10 protein-coding genes and 3 pseudogenes are annotated in these 14176 nt (G+C 59.2%); 8 read left to right on the forward strand and 5 right to left on the reverse strand.

The features are described from left to right. The first annotated feature begins 63 nt into the window (after nucleotides 1-63). The gene (panB, locus tag C8D77_RS29395) at nucleotides 64-909 is read left to right on the forward strand and encodes a 3-methyl-2-oxobutanoate hydroxymethyltransferase (RefSeq protein ID WP_109670872.1); all 846 of its coding nucleotides are present in this window, start codon (nucleotides 64-66) and stop codon (nucleotides 907-909) included. Beyond that, nucleotides 906-1793, forward strand: a complete 888-nt coding sequence (panC, locus tag C8D77_RS29400) for a pantoate--beta-alanine ligase (RefSeq protein ID WP_109670828.1) — start codon at nucleotides 906-908, stop codon at nucleotides 1791-1793. Before panB ends, panC begins: the two co-directional genes overlap by 4 nt. Before the next feature lie 102 nt (nucleotides 1794-1895). On the opposite strand, the pseudogene C8D77_RS29405 reads toward panC, so the two are convergent. Continuing rightward, nucleotides 1896-2130, reverse strand: a pseudogene (locus C8D77_RS29405) (bifunctional hydroxymethylpyrimidine kinase/phosphomethylpyrimidine kinase); the annotation flags it as partial. A 364-nt stretch (nucleotides 2131-2494) separates the two neighbouring features. On the opposite strand from C8D77_RS29405, the gene C8D77_RS29410 reads away from it, so the two are divergent. The 5 genes and pseudogenes from C8D77_RS29410 (at nucleotide 2495) to C8D77_RS29425 (ending at nucleotide 8002) form a co-directional block, all read left to right on the forward strand. Next, complete coding sequence (locus C8D77_RS29410) at nucleotides 2495-3691, forward strand: ABC-three component system protein (protein ID WP_146211839.1); 1197 nt, start codon at nucleotides 2495-2497, stop codon at nucleotides 3689-3691. Beyond that, nucleotides 3688-4194 (forward strand): ABC-three component system middle component 5, encoded by a 507-nt coding sequence (locus C8D77_RS37345; RefSeq protein WP_146211840.1) that lies wholly within the window; start codon nucleotides 3688-3690, stop codon nucleotides 4192-4194. Before C8D77_RS29410 ends, C8D77_RS37345 begins: the two co-directional genes overlap by 4 nt. 1 nt (nucleotide 4195) lies before the next feature. Further along, complete coding sequence (locus tag C8D77_RS29415; protein ID WP_170136854.1) at nucleotides 4196-6091, forward strand: ATP-binding protein; 1896 nt, start codon at nucleotides 4196-4198, stop codon at nucleotides 6089-6091. 394 nt (nucleotides 6092-6485) lie between these two features. After that, nucleotides 6486-7064 (forward strand): annotated as a pseudogene (locus C8D77_RS29420) (hypothetical protein); the annotation flags it as partial. 44 nt (nucleotides 7065-7108) lie between these two features. Further along, nucleotides 7109-8002: an ArdC family protein gene (locus C8D77_RS29425; RefSeq protein ID WP_109670834.1), complete on the forward strand. Its 894-nt coding sequence runs from the start codon at nucleotides 7109-7111 to the stop codon at nucleotides 8000-8002. On the opposite strand, the gene C8D77_RS29430 is transcribed toward C8D77_RS29425, so the two are convergent. The 4 genes from C8D77_RS29430 to C8D77_RS29445 form a co-directional block, all read right to left on the reverse strand. Beyond that, nucleotides 8003-8446, reverse strand: a complete 444-nt coding sequence (locus C8D77_RS29430; RefSeq protein WP_170136855.1) for a TetR family transcriptional regulator — start codon at nucleotides 8444-8446, stop codon at nucleotides 8003-8005. 4 nt (nucleotides 8447-8450) lie between these two features. Beyond that, nucleotides 8451-10205, reverse strand: a complete 1755-nt coding sequence (locus C8D77_RS29435; RefSeq protein WP_245951907.1) for a site-specific integrase — start codon at nucleotides 10203-10205, stop codon at nucleotides 8451-8453. 115 nt (nucleotides 10206-10320) lie between these two features. Beyond that, complete coding sequence (locus tag C8D77_RS37770) at nucleotides 10321-11442, reverse strand: hypothetical protein (RefSeq protein ID WP_170136856.1); 1122 nt, start codon at nucleotides 11440-11442, stop codon at nucleotides 10321-10323. 637 nt (nucleotides 11443-12079) lie between these two features. Next, nucleotides 12080-13222, reverse strand: a complete 1143-nt coding sequence (locus tag C8D77_RS29445; RefSeq protein WP_109670876.1) for a tyrosine-type recombinase/integrase — start codon at nucleotides 13220-13222, stop codon at nucleotides 12080-12082. 168 nt (nucleotides 13223-13390) lie between these two features. On the opposite strand from C8D77_RS29445, the pseudogene C8D77_RS29450 reads away from it, so the two are divergent. Next, nucleotides 13391-13654: pseudogene (locus C8D77_RS29450) on the forward strand (DUF932 domain-containing protein); the annotation flags it as partial. Between the last annotated feature and the right edge of the window lie 522 nt (nucleotides 13655-14176).

Below are 14176 nucleotides of genomic sequence, written 5' to 3' on the forward strand. Positions count from 1 at the left end.
TCGCATCTGCACAAATTTGTGGCAAACGCTTCCATCGCGGTTGACGCAGGGGAAGGAAACTTGGTGAGCGCAACGGGAGCGGCCAAGGCGTTGACGCCGCCGGACATTGCGGCGCGCAAGGGCAAGATGCCACTTGTTTGCCTGACGGCCTACACGACGCCAATCGCGAAGCTGGTCGACGATCACTGCGATGTGGTTCTGGTCGGCGACAGCGTCGGCATGGTTCTCCATGGGCTTCCTTCGACAGTCGGCGTGACGCTTGAGATGATGATCATGCATGGCAAGGCCGTGCGGCGCGGGCTGGAAAAGGCGGTGATGGTGGTCGACATGCCTTTCGGTTCCTATGAGGAAGGTCCCGAGCAGGCCTTCCGCAATGCCGCCCGTCTGATGGCCGAAACCGGTTGTTCTGCGATCAAGCTCGAAGGCGGCGAGAGTATTGCCGGGACGATCCGATTTCTTGCCATGCGCGGTGTTCCGGTGATAGGTCATGTCGGGCTGACGCCGCAGGCGGTCAATGCCTTCGGTGGCTATCGCGTCCAAGGCCGAGACGAGGATGCCGAGCACATCCTGCGCGATGCGGTCACGGTGAGCGAGGCGGGCGCCTTCGCGGTCGTGCTTGAGAAAATACCCGAAACGCTTGCCCGGCAGATCACACAGGAAGTCGCGATCCCCACCATTGGCATCGGCGCGTCGCCGGCTTGTGACGGGCAGATCCTGGTTGTCGATGACATCCTGGGCCTGTTTGGAACCTTCCGGCCTAAATTCGTCAAGCGCTATGCCGAGCTTGCCGGGACCGCCGAGGCAGCAATCGCGACGTATGCGAACGAGGTGCGCGAGCGCCGCTTTCCAGCGGTCGAGCACGTCTTCGGCGACGTGCCACGTCCTGTCAATGGAGGAGAAGCCGCATGAGCATTCCGATTGTCCGGATCGTTGCCGAACTGCGCAGCATCGTCGCCGCGTGGCGCCGGGAAGGCTTCAGGGTCGCCGTTGTGCCGACCATGGGCGCCCTGCACGAGGGTCACCTGAGCTTGGTCCGTGCCGCACTTGCAAAGGCCGACCGGGTCATCGTGACGCTCTTCGTCAATCCCAAACAGTTCAACAGCGCCGGCGATCTCGCTGTCTATCCGCGCACCGAGCACGATGACGCCGCCAAGCTCGCGTCGGTCGGCACCCATATTCTGTATGCTCCCGATGCAGCCGACATATATCCGCAAGGCTTTGCCACAACGGTTTCGGTCGCCGGGGTGAGCGAGGCTCTGTGCGGAGCGTTCCGGCCCGGCCATTTCGATGGCGTGGCGACCGTGGTGACGAAGCTGTTCCTGCAGACCGGCGCCAATCTGGCGTTTTTCGGCGAAAAGGACTTTCAGCAGCTGCAAGTCGTGCGACGCCTGGTGCGTGACCTTGATATTCCGATCGAGATCGTCGCCGGTCCGACCGTGCGTGAAGCGGATGGGCTGGCGATGTCGTCGCGCAACACGCGACTGTCCGCCGCCGAGCGCCGCTCCGCGCCCCGACTGGCAGAGATCCTGTTCGAAACTGCCGGGCGTCTAAGCTCCGGAGAACCCGTAGAGCGCCTGCTGCATGATGCTCGACAGGAGATCCTCGCTGCGGGCTTCTCGCCGGTGGAGTATCTCGAACTTCGCGCCGGCGATAATCTTGCCCTAATGGCCACGGCGGATCGGCCGGCGCGGCTGCTCGTCGCCGCCTGGCTCGGCCAGACGCGGCTGATCGACAATGTCGAGGTTGAGTCGGCGCAACGCTCGGTTCAAGCGTTGAAGCAAGCCGCTGCCTGACCCTCCTTCGCGGCCGAAAGAGCCAGATATCGGTCTCCCCATTGCAAACGGCGGAGCCGGCGGCGGGCCTCAACTCGGCAGGCGGGCTGCGGTCATTCGGTTGGCCGCCACCTCGTTGGCCTGAAGCGCTGCCCTCATCTGATCGGCCACCAGGATTGGTGGCGAATGATGGATTTCCGTGACGGCTTCGTGCGTCTGCACCGTTATCGCGGTGACAGCAAAGACAGGTGCGTACGCCAATAGAAGCGATCGTCTCGATATCGCGTGCTAATCCGGCTCCGCCGCTGGAGTCCGATCCGCCAACGACAAGCACATGGGGTTCCCGTCTCAGCGCCATCGCTTTTCGATGGCACGCGGCCTTGCGTTCGCGCTGGCAAGATCGCGCGCCGCGCGAAAGCGGACCACGGCTTGCTGTCGCGGTCGTCGCAGAACTGCTCGACGAGGAAGCCGGACCGGCCTAAGCGCCCCAGCAGCAATCTGTCCCGCCGAGCCTTCGGGCTGATCCGCAGTTTCTGCGCGATGCGCCAAAAGATGAAGCCGCCATTGACGGCGAATGGCGAGCAGTCATCCCTCGCCTAGCGCAATGGAGCACATAAGACGGTGAATAAGCGATGTCTTCGGCCAAACGTGCAAATTCCAGCCTTGTACTTCGTCGGTGCTTATTTAAAGTTGTGAGATTGATTTGCTGCCGAGTGCGCCCCGTGTCGTCTTCCAATTACTTTGCCACAATCTCCGCCAAAGGCGGCACAGCCGATGTGATTTTCGTTCACGGTCTCTCCGGTGATCCTGTCGAAACATGGACGGCTGATGGTTCCACAGAACCCGAGGGGGGATACTGGCCACATTGGCTGGCAGCTGATGTCCCACATCTGAATCTCTATACCCTGGGTTTTCCAGCGAGCGTTTTTGCTCAATGGGCGAAAAAAGAAATGAACCTGTATGAGCGCGCCAAGAACTTCCTTGAAACACTAGCAAGCTACGAGTTCGGCAAGCGGCCCATCATATTCATTTGTCACAGTCTAGGTGGCTTGCTGGTCAAACAAATACTGCGGACTGCAAAGGAGTCGACAGACGAAGATTGGCGTAGAGTCGGCGAGGGTTGTGTGGGGGTTTTTTTCGTCGCCACACCGCATAGCGGCTCTAGCGTTGCAAACCTTCTGAAGTTTTTTGTGCAAGGGTTCACGTCGGTTCATGTGAACAAGCTCTTGAATGACAATGCCGAATTGCAGGAACTCAATGAGAGCTTCCGATCCCATTGTCATGGAACGCCCATTACGGTTCTGGTTTATCACGAACAACACCTGACCAAGAAAACGTTCCTCGTAGTTGACGCGAAGAGCGCCGACCCCGGTGTGACTGGAACGACGCCTGTTCCGATTGACGCAGACCACATAGGTATCTGTAAGCCGCATGACAGGAACAGCTTAATATACACGAGTATTAGGCATCGGATTCGGAAACTTGCTCCGATCACTACCCCGGATGAACGAGTGGGACTGGAAACGTTTAGGGACGATGGTCTGGATGAGGCAAGTTCGACCGACCGGCGAGATTTGATGTCAAAGATGGTTGCGGCCGGGCGAGACCATGAATATCCGTTCGCGAACGATTCTCAGAACAAATTTGCACGACCTTTTGTCAGAACCGGTCTTAAGACGTCAATATCGACCGCTTATAGGAACTTACTCGCTGATATCGAGCAGCGCTTTCAGACCCTGATTTTTCATCCGCTTATCTGCAATGGCGCTGACGGATTGACGATATCAAAGGCGGTTCAGAGCGAAATTGTCGAGCCGCTAAGTGCAAAATATGCTGCGGACAACGCTACGGCTAAGACGATAATGAATGCGCTCTATTTTCTTACCGAGCGCTGCCACATTCGGTGGGACAAGCCGTGACATATCGACTTTGGTATGCACAGCTTGATGTCGTAGATACAGCGCGCCGATATCTTGCACTGCTCGCTAATTGGAGCGACGAGGCACCAACCCGCGACCGTCTCTTCGTCTCAGATTTCTACTTCGTAAACCCGAGCCTTCTTCATCTAACCCAAATGACGTTGGATGTGCGGCGTTCATTTGCAGCTTTGCGTGTTCCAAAGCCCGACGAGACGTTCATTCAACTTCCCTCTCCACAAATTCTTTACAGCAAAATGGGAGGCATTCAGGCTCAAGCTCTCCATAATCTTGTCGGGAAGGGTCTGGTCGATGTCGGCCTGGTCAATAATGACCGGTATCAACTCAGTAATGAAGGTCTTGCACTGGCCGAATGGCTTGGACCTCAGCTCGTTCTTCCGAATGAGAAGCCGATTCTCAAATTCCTCATCGCTGATTTCACAACGATCGGCCGAGGTAAGCGCGGATTGCGCGAAATGACGGGTCTAAGAAGGGTTGGTACGTAAATTGGTTGCTTTTTTTGCTCTTAAACGAGTTCGTATCACCCATGGCAAACACGTCGCTTACGACGAGGTATTCCATCGTGGCGTCAACATTATTCGCGGCGAGAACAGCTCTGGTAAATCAACGATATCGGATTTCATCTTCTATGGACTCGGCGGCGAGTTTGATCGGTGGAAAGACGCCGCACGAAACTGCACCGCAGTGCGGATGGAAATCGAGACGGACCAATCGACGATCACTGTTCAGCGCGCCGTGGGCACCAAGCAGGAGCCGATTTTGGTTTATTATGGCGATCTCGAAGAGTCGCTGTCCAAAGGAATCGACGACTGGCAGCGAGTGTCCATCCGACGCACGCAGGGCAGTACCGAGCTTTCATTCACGCAGGTGCTATTTCGTGCCGCCGGGATTCCCGAGGCGCCGAACGTTGGTAACTCGAACATCACTATGCATCAGGTGCTCCGCCTCCTATACGCGGACCAACAGACACCACCGGGAAAGCTCTTTAAGTTTGAAACATTTGATACTCGGGAGATTAGAGACACTGTCGGCCAGCTGATCGTCGGTGTGAACGGATACGAGCTCTACGAGAGTCTGCTCCGCGTACGCGAGCTGAAGGCGGAATATCAGGACAAGGACAGGCTTTACAAAGCGACAGTAATGTCGCTCCCAGGCACCGAGGGATTAACTTCGATTGCAGCTCTCAACGTGCGAATGGGAGAGCTATCGGCGCATAGGGATAGGGTCATTGGCGAGATCCGCAACGTCGACAATCTGGTTGCAGAGGATCGGTCAAAACATTTTGTTGCACAGCGCCAGGAAATGCAGCGCCGGCTTCGTAAACTCGCCTCCGACCTGCAAGATCGAGAGCAGCGCGTCGTTGATCTCGCCGACGAGCAAGAGGAAATTGGACAGTTCGTAGCCTATCTCGAAGAGCAGCTGGCTGCCCTCAATGCAGCTGATGACCTTTCCGAGAAACTAGGCAACATTGAATTCCAGTATTGCCCGGCCTGTCTGCAACCTCTAGCAGATGGCGATACACAGCATTGCATTGTTTGTCATGAAGTCGTGGACGAAGATAAAACGCGTTCAAGGTATTTTGAATTGAAGGTTGACAATGAGTTGCAAATCCGCGAGTCGCGGCAGCTGTTAACTACCAAGGCAGCGCAGACGGAAAAGTCTCAAACAGAAATCCGAGCGCTTCGTCGAGAATATTCCTCCGCAGTATCCGACTTCTCTTCCCGATACGATATCAGTAACTCGCCACGAGAGAGCTTTCTGGCCGAACGATACAAGCTGCTAGGGCGCCTAGAACGCGAGGGGGGATACCTGGAGGAGTTGCGAGCTACCCTTCAGCGTATCGATGAATTGTCCGCCGAACGTGCCAAACTCAACGATCAGATCGAGCTTCTCGAAGCAAAAATTAAGCGCCTCGAAGCATCATCCTATGCCCGGGTGAACAAGGCGATGAATTTGGTCGATGTCATAGGCAAGCGAATATTGAAGGCGGATCTCAAGCGCGAAGATACGTTTGAAGATCCAAGCACGTTCTCAATTAATTTCGCGGATGACGCTATGCTGGTCGACGGTAAGATGAATTTCGCTGAAAGTAGCAATGTTGTTCTGAAAAACACAGCGATACTTTCCCTTTTATTGGCTGCGGCTTACGACGCCGATTTCTGGCATCCCAAGTTTCTTCTGATGGACAACATCGAAGACAAGGGGATGGAACAGAAGAGAAGCCATAATTACCAGCATCTCATTATTCAGGAGTCGGCAAAGGCGAAATTTCCTCACCAGATTATTTTCACGACATCAATGCTCGATCCGAAGCTTGAGGCCAGCGGGCTGACTGTAGGCTCGCATTACACGCGCGAGAACAAGGCGCTGAAAAATATCTAACACCCGTGTGATCAAAAGAAGCGCCTCTCAAGGGAGTTTCCGAGATAGCTTCACCGTAAGTTCTCGTTTGGTTTGAAGCAATCGAGTACCTATGAGGGCACGTAGGCCTGTCTAGCACTCAGCATGCGCTGTACAACGACAGCACCCCCGCTTATGGCGCGGTTTCGGCTCAGGCATGGGTCGCTCAAGCTGTCAGCTTTCCGAATTTGGTTCATGTCGATTCTAAAGCCCGAGCCTTCCCTCCTGGGAATCAGCTTTGCCGAGGCCGCGACCGCAATGCCGGCGCTTCTGGCGGCGGGCGGGGATGCCGGCAGAGGTAGAGGGCGGGCGGGCCTGCGGCGGCGGGTGAAGGTCCGGGAGAGAGGCTCCCGGCGTCCGCCGCGGAGCAGCAACCATGACACAAATGGAAATTCACACGCCCATGCGCAACGAGCGTGCCGGTTACAAGGTCGACGTCAGCCGCGGCCAGCGCATCGGCCGCGTCTCGTCAGAATGGTTCAACAGGCCGGCGGACGAGCGATACCTGTCGCTTACCGACCTCCGGAATTCGGTAAAGAGCCGATCGGAGCGCAGCAAGACCCGCATCGTCGAAAGTGAGCTGATCCGCGTCGAGGCCAGCCGCGACGATCCGGAGCGGCTGAGGCTGATGCTGCCCGATGCGCGTGCGCCTGTTGCCCCCACGCATTGGAGTTTTGGCCAACTCGCCAGCCTGGTCGGCGCGCCGGCCACCTATCTGCGCCAGCTTCCAGCTCCGCTCGCTGCGATCAACCTTCAGCATGGTCTCCTCACCCACCGCGCCGAGCAGATCAAGACGCTGGAAATCGAGAACGGACGCCTGGAACTGCGAGCGGTAACAGGCCCTGATTACGGCAGAATATTTGACTCAGAGCTGGTGGACGCCGTGCAAAAGATCGCCGGCAACGGTACCGGCGACACGCGCTGGAAAGTGCCGGGCTTAGGTCATTTTGCAACTGTATTCTTGAGCGCTGACGCCTCCTGCGCAGGGAGGGCCTGATCATGGCGGCTCAAGATCGGGCAGACGTGTACACCCGCGTCACGGCGGAGATCATCGCGGCAATCGAGCAAGGTGCAGGCGAGTGGCACGCACCGTGGTTCCACAACGGGACGAGCGCTGCACGGCCAACCAATATATCGTCTGGCAAACGCTACCGCGGCATAAATACTGTGGCGCTTTGGGTGGCAGCCATGGCCGTCGGTTACGACGATGGTCTGTGGGGCACCTACCGACAATGGCAGGAAGCCGGCGCTCAGGTGCGCAAGGGAGAACGCTCGACCACTGTGGTGCTGTGGAAGCAGATCGCTTCCTCCGAGCCGACCAACGACGATGACAGTGATGACGGTGGCCACCGCCGGATGTTCGCCCGGGCATTTTCGGTGTTCAATGTCGCTCAGGTCGACGGATATGAGCGCCCCCCGGCCGACACGCTGCCGGAGAGCGAGCGTCTCACGCACGCGGAAGCATTCATCACCAACCTCGGGATCAAGACGGTGTTCGGTGGGTCGGAGGCTTACTATCTTCCGTCGTCGGACACGGTGTTCATGCCGGACTTCGCTTCCTTCCGCGATGCCGCATCGTTCTATGGCACCTGGACACATGAATCTGGTCACGCCAGCGGTTCAAAGCACCGGCTTGACCGCGATCTCTCAGGCCGGTTCGGCTCGGCGGCCTATGCCGCCGAGGAATGCTGCGTGGAGATTCTCAGCGGTCTTATCCTTGCCGACCTGGGGATCGCCCATCATCCGCGTGCCGATCATGCAGCGTATATTGCCTCGTGGATCAAGGTGCTGAAGGACGATGCACGCGCCATTTTCACGGCCGCGAGCAAGGCGCAACAAGCGGCCGATTGGATGCACGCGCAGCAATCGGCTCGCCATGAACAGGCGGCCTGATCAGGCGTTGCGGGCGATCGGCGTCGTCCCATGCAGATGCACTGGTGACCGCAGCGCCCGCAATTCCGCATCAAGTTTCGCGGCCCTTCTCTCGATGCGCTCAATTGCCAGTTCGGCGTCCTGCGCGCGCTTGAGCAACCTCGCATTCTCCGTTGCCAGCCTGCGAACCTGCTCCCTTAACTGGGCCGCGACGGCGTGCCAGTTGGGGTCTGGCGCCGCCTTCGGTATCGCGGCAAAGTCGATCTGATGCGAAGCTGTCTGCAGCAACTCCGCAATGACATCGCGATGATTGACGTAGATTGCATTGCGCCCGACGCCTGCTTCACGCGCAAGGGCGGCGACCGACAGCTTCGCGCTTCCCTCCTGTGCCAACAATCGCGCCAGCGCCGCGCGCAGGCGCTGGGCAGTGGCATCACGGCGCTTCTGCTGGGGGGTGATGCTCATTTTATCACCGGACACTATCGCTCTCCCCAGCCAGCCCCCGGAGGATTCGATCGCATTCCAGGATGCGCTCTTGAGCGAGTTCACGGCTTTCATCGTCGAGGGCAGGATGCCGAAGCAACTGAGCATTGCGCACCTTTCGATCCTCCCAGACCGCTCTATGGCGCTCGCTTACCGCAAAATTGGCGCAGCGGGCGCATACGCTCTGTGTGCGGAGCACCGCATTCGGTCCATGATCATCACCCTGGCAGGCGGAATGTTCGCGGCGATAGAGGCAGTAACCCCAGTCACACACGCCGAGCACCATACCGCTGTCTTTCACGATGAAGTCTATATACCCACCCAGGTCGCCATCATGTGTGCGGCCTCGGAACGGTGATCGCGACGCGATCATGCGCCCGGCATGGCCCGACAGATTTGACGCCGTCAGAAGGTCCTCCAGCGCTGCCCGCGTTTCCTTCAGGATCTCGTCGTTGATCAATTCGGCGAGTTCGTAGTCCGTGCCGACATAAGCGGTGTCGGTCATCACCCGGCTGACGTGCCCGAGATGCTCCTGGAGGGCATGAAGGCCTGTCCTGTCCCGCTTGCCGATGAAGCGTGCGAACGTCTTCCGTCCTTGATGCGCGTTGAGGTGCCAGGGCTTTCCTTGATGGAGCGGCAGGTCGAGCATCGTTCGAAAGCTGCTGTTCAGCCGGCCGCCGAAGGCTCCACTGTGTGGGATGCCGATAGGCTGTCGCAGCAGCGTTGGATCCCGCGTCAGCATCCACAAATTGTCTGTCCCAAGCTTCTTGCGGATGGGTGCCGACAACCGCTCCAGCACGTCGATGACGCGGACCACGGGTTCGGGTGCGATCCAGCGGTGAGGCTGACCACCGTCGCCTGTCGCCATCTTGTAAATCCGTCCATGCAGATAGGTGACCTGCTGGCCATCAGGACCGATATGGCGCTCTATGCATCCGGCCTCGAGCCCGAGGATTTCTGAGACCCGCGCGCCGACGAGCCAGGCGATCACCACGAAGCAGGCATCGTAGATGCGCTCGATCAAGGCATGGATGCCTTTCAACTGCACGACCGGCGCGTGCCAGGGACTGTCTTCATTCGGCAAGGTGGAGAAGGTGAAGTCGTCGAGCATCCGGCGAGCCTGTCCTTCGCCCCCGGGCGTCGGCCTCTTGCCGTCAATCCGATAGGCATAGGCAACCGCCGCCAGATCGCGAAGCGCGATCACGTCGTCAGCTGGCGTGCCGATGAGCCGCAAGGCCCCGCTGATCAGCGCCGTTGCAACCGGGTCGGGTGTGTAGGGAAAGCCTCGCTCCTGCCGATCGAGGCGCGGAAGTCGGGGCCCGTGTTCATCCAGGAATCTCCGAAGATCATTCGGAACGCCATCAATCAGCTTCTCCCGTTGGGCATGGAGGCGCGACAGCATCGACAGATAGCCGGCCCGGGTGGCAAGCGACAGCGCTTCGCCCTTCCGTCCCGGGCGCTCTCGCAGTGTTGTCATGAACCGGCCGGCAGCACTGGCATCAAGCTGACCGAAGCAGTCATACCTTTCACTGACCATCCAGCAGATCAGAACGCGTATCTGATTGAAGATCGAGATCAGGGAACCAGGTCCAAGTCTTCGCTTGCCCGCCGGTGGGTCGGTCCTGAGCGACCACAGGAAGCATTTGACGGTTTCGCGCAGCGCCGTCCATGTCGGGTCGCTGAACCGGGTGCCGTCGGGAAGCTCGAATGTCCAGCCGATCGTCCGGCTGCTGTCGGTCACGCCTGGCCGGGTGAGATCGAAGCGCCATATGTCGTCATCCCAGGTCGACGTCGAGGAGATCGAGCGTGGTAGGACGGAAGTATTTTGCAGGACCGTTGCTGTCTGAACCATGGTTTCATTCCAGCGCTGGCAAGGCGGGCAACGAGGCCATCAGGGCTCGCGCGTCACCATGAAGTTCGGCAGGGAAGTCGGGCAAAATGCCACCGGCCAGACGATCGTGGCTGGGCTTGTAGATCAGCGCCCACCGCTGCGGGTCGAGGCGCGTGCGCGCCTTTTCCAGTTGTTCAATCGCCAGAAGGATGCGCGCGAGATGGATTGCATCGATCGGCACCACCAAGCCCGGACAGGACAGGCAGCCGCCGAAGTTTGGACAGAGCTTTTCCCCGCCTGCCACCGGATCAGTACAGCGATGGCCAAATGTCTCCGCGGCAAGAGCCGGCGCTGACGGACATGGCCCGGATTCGCCAGGGGATTCGAGGATCCAGGCCACCATCATTGCCTGTAACCTCGCAATGGTCTCGTGCTGGAGCGCTCGGCTTTGATCTCCCCTGATATAGCGATCCGTCAATTCCGCGCTGCCATGATTAAGCACGGTCTGCGCCGCGCGCACGTCCCCGCCCGATGCCCGGTAATGCTCGATGGCGACGCTGCCCCGGAACATCCTCGTGTGGAAGCGCGGCAGCGCCATGCGCAACTGATCGGGATGGTCGGCATTCCATGCATCGACACGCCGGTTTGCCCGCTCGATGAATCGAGCCATGGCGCCTTCGAGGGTCGTGCGCTGGATGACGCTGATGCTCTGGCCTGACCTGCGCATCAGGAACAACCGATCCCTTTCGCTCGCAGGTGCGTACGCCGCCAGTGGGGCGGTCATTTTCAGCAGCTTGTCGATGAGATTGGGTGCCGCATAGCGCCGACGGCGATCGAAGGATCGGCGCTGCGAGCGTTTGACCATGTGACCGGCGCGCCCCTTCTGCCAGTCGATCATCGTCCGATGTTCGATCAAGGGATGCGGCTCGATGCAATCGCGGTCGATAAGCCGAAGCGCCTCGACGTTTCCCGCCGTCTGGATCGCGATGGCGATGAAGAAGGGCGCCAGACAGTCGGGTGTTGCATGAAGGTGGCGTTCGAACCTGTCGTGCCCACCATGAAGATGTAACCTGCGACCGAACCGATCCGGCATGGCACGACGTGACGGCATCATGCCATGCCCGAGGCGATGGAATTCCCGCAGCATCGCTTCAAAGCCATCCGGATCGTCACTCTCCGTCGGAGCCGCAAGCAATCGCCGCCCTTCCTCGAACTGTGCCCAGGCATCGTCGATCTCTTCATAGCAGGACCGCAAGACAGCCTTGAGCTGCGAGCCGGACAGCCGGCGGCCTTCCTTCGGAGCATGCCGGCCGGGAAACGGATTGAAGGGGAAGGATGGCCGGGTCGGCAGCAGATCCGGCCGTCGCCTCGCGATCCACTCGGTCAGAAGCTTGACCGGCTGATAGCGATTGTGACGCAGGCCCGGAGCACAGGGTTTTCCGGTTCGCGAAGGCAAGGCATCCAGCCACAATATGTATCGGCCGAACAGTTCGGTCGTTAAATTCGCCGGCGCCTGAACACTGCCGCCGTCGGCGAGAAAGCGGGCGAAGAACTTCAGTGCGTTCCAGCATTGATGACGCGTGGCAGGTGACGACGCCGTATGATGTCCACGGAACGCCTCGGCGTAGGGAGCAACAAGCTCGGCCGGAAGATTGAGTTGCCCGAGGTCGAACCGTTGCACCAGCTCGCCCCACGCATCCCGGAACAGCACGATCGGTCCGCTTTCGATCGACACCGTTGGCGCGGCCTCGCCTGATAGCCGACGGTCGATGCGACTGCGCCCACTACGCATCGTCGATCACGCGCCCGTAGAGGTATTCGATCGTCTCGGCGATCTCGTCTCCATGCAATTCGACGCAGCGCAGATAGATCGCCGTCGTCTCGATCGAGGCGTGACCAAGCAGGACCTGGAGGACCTTCAGGGGATTGATATCGGGATTGCGTTGCGCTTCTGCCTGTAGCCGCACCAGCATGACCGTCGCGAAGGTGTGCCGCAGCCAGTGGGCAGAGCCATCCAACCCCGCCGCGGCAAAGCCACGCGCGAATGCGGCCGACACGCGGGCTTTGGTGACGGGCAGGCCACGCTTGTTGAGGAATAGGACGTTCGACGGCACGTAGTCTGGGTCTTGCCGTCGCAATCGCGCTATCAGCGCCGCGCGGTCTTCTCCGATATACCAGTTGGTGCGGTCGATGAGCCTCAGCGGCGGATAGACCGTGCGCCTTCGGTTTCCCTTCGTGACGGTGAGCGGGATCCCCACCAGCGGGTGATCCTCCATGTGCAGTTTGTCGCTGCGCGGCACCTGATCCACCGTGAGCGCACACAGCTCGATCCGTCGCATGCCACTGGTCACCGCCCATTCCGCAATCAACCGATAGGGCATGTCGAGAGCGGCCAGCAGTCGGTGAAGATCGCCGACGCGCAGCGGCCGAGGCAAGGTTTCATACTCTGAGACCGTCAGCATATTTCCCGGCGCGGGCTTGCCCGCCGCGTGGGCAAGAAAGCCCTTTGAGGCAGTTCTGACCGGCGGCGCGTCCCGATAGCTGAACGGAAGTTCGTCAATCATGTTGCGGCGATGCGCCCAGGCATAGAAGCGGCAGACCGACCGCACCCTGTCATTGATGGTCGATCGGGCATAAGGCCTTCCCGTATACGGGCTCGGCGTCTCGAGCATCCTGTTGCGGTAGGCCAGAATGGTGCCTTCATCGACCGTGTCCCAAGACAGACCCGATTGTTCGAGCGTGTCGAACCAGTCGTAAAGATGCTCGCCATAGGTTCGAACCGTTTCCGGCGAGTGCGCCCGCAACTCAGCCTGCTCGATCAGATAAGCGAAGGCAGGTTCGATGATCTGCATCTGATTGGAAAGGAGAAGGGGAAACTCGGCCGGGATTGGAGGATGGCCAGGCACAGCACGAACGATCATTGCCATGGCGCACGTCTCCAAGGGGTCTGGATCAGCGCCGCGCCGGGAAATCCGCTCCGGGCTTCGGCTACGCCTCCGCCCTGCGCGGATCTCCCGGCGCAATGCTGGAGGCACGCCGCGTCTGCGCAATCGTTTCATACAAGACTATCAGGACAGTTCCGTGACGTGATCTATCCCGGCGTGCTCGACTGGTCGACGGGAATCTACAATCCCAATGTCGATATCTCGAAGGACACGACGACGCTTTATGCGTCTGATCGTGACGTCTTCCTGTTTCTGGTCGACGACCTCAATCCGATTGAAGCGGGCAGGCTGCCGAACGGAGAGCCGGATCTCTACTTCCGTGGTTTCTATTGCTGGAACTCCGAAGTTGGTGCCCGTACACTCGGAATCGCCAGCTTCTATCTGCGCGCCGTGTGTCAGAACCGCAATTTGTGGGTGCGCCGTGTCGGCGCGATCAATTGAGTGAAGGAGACTTCTCAGGAAACCAAGAACTGCCTGATGCCCACCCGACTTACCTTGGCCAGAAATGGCTGCGACCGGGAAACCGGCAGGGGACAATAGCATGCCGGGAAAAGGCGTCATCCGGGCCGAAACCATTGTAGGCCATCGGGACGTCAGGGCAAGACGTGCATGGTGAATGCTGGATTGCGTGAAGCCCAGATCAGAGACTTTATGCGAGTCGTGACGCAGCAATGGTTGACGCGTCATGCCGTGCGAAGGGTGGGGTACCCCATGAGACCCACCTAAACTTGGTCGCACGGCTCACCCCTCGTCGAGGGGCCAATGATTGAACGGGCCACCTAACCACGTCGTCTCTCACTGATCGCGTAAACACGGGATCGCCTAAGCGGGCATCTCTCCGATGTCCCGTAGGGCGACGGAGCCGCCATAGTAGCCAAACGCCCGGGGTAATGCCCGGGACAGCCATCCAAGGATGGACGTGCACGGGTGAAACCG

Origin of the sequence: Mesorhizobium loti, from assembly GCF_003148495.1 — a bacterium.
GTDB classification, from domain to species: domain Bacteria; phylum Pseudomonadota; class Alphaproteobacteria; order Rhizobiales; family Rhizobiaceae; genus Mesorhizobium; species Mesorhizobium loti.

Coding starts and splice junctions, on each gene's coding strand:
- panC (WP_109670828.1), top strand. CDS start 906: ATGAGCATTCCGATTGTCCGGATCGTTGCCGAACTGCGCAGCATCGTC.
- C8D77_RS29425 (WP_109670834.1), top strand. CDS start 7,109: ATGGCGGCTCAAGATCGGGCAGACGTGTACACCCGCGTCACGGCGGAG.
- C8D77_RS29430 (WP_170136855.1), bottom strand. CDS start 8,446: ATGAGCATCACCCCCCAGCAGAAGCGCCGTGATGCCACTGCCCAGCGC.
- C8D77_RS37770 (WP_170136856.1), bottom strand. CDS start 11,442: ATGCTGCGGGAATTCCATCGCCTCGGGCATGGCATGATGCCGTCACGT.
- C8D77_RS29445 (WP_109670876.1), bottom strand. CDS start 13,222: ATGGCAATGATCGTTCGTGCTGTGCCTGGCCATCCTCCAATCCCGGCC.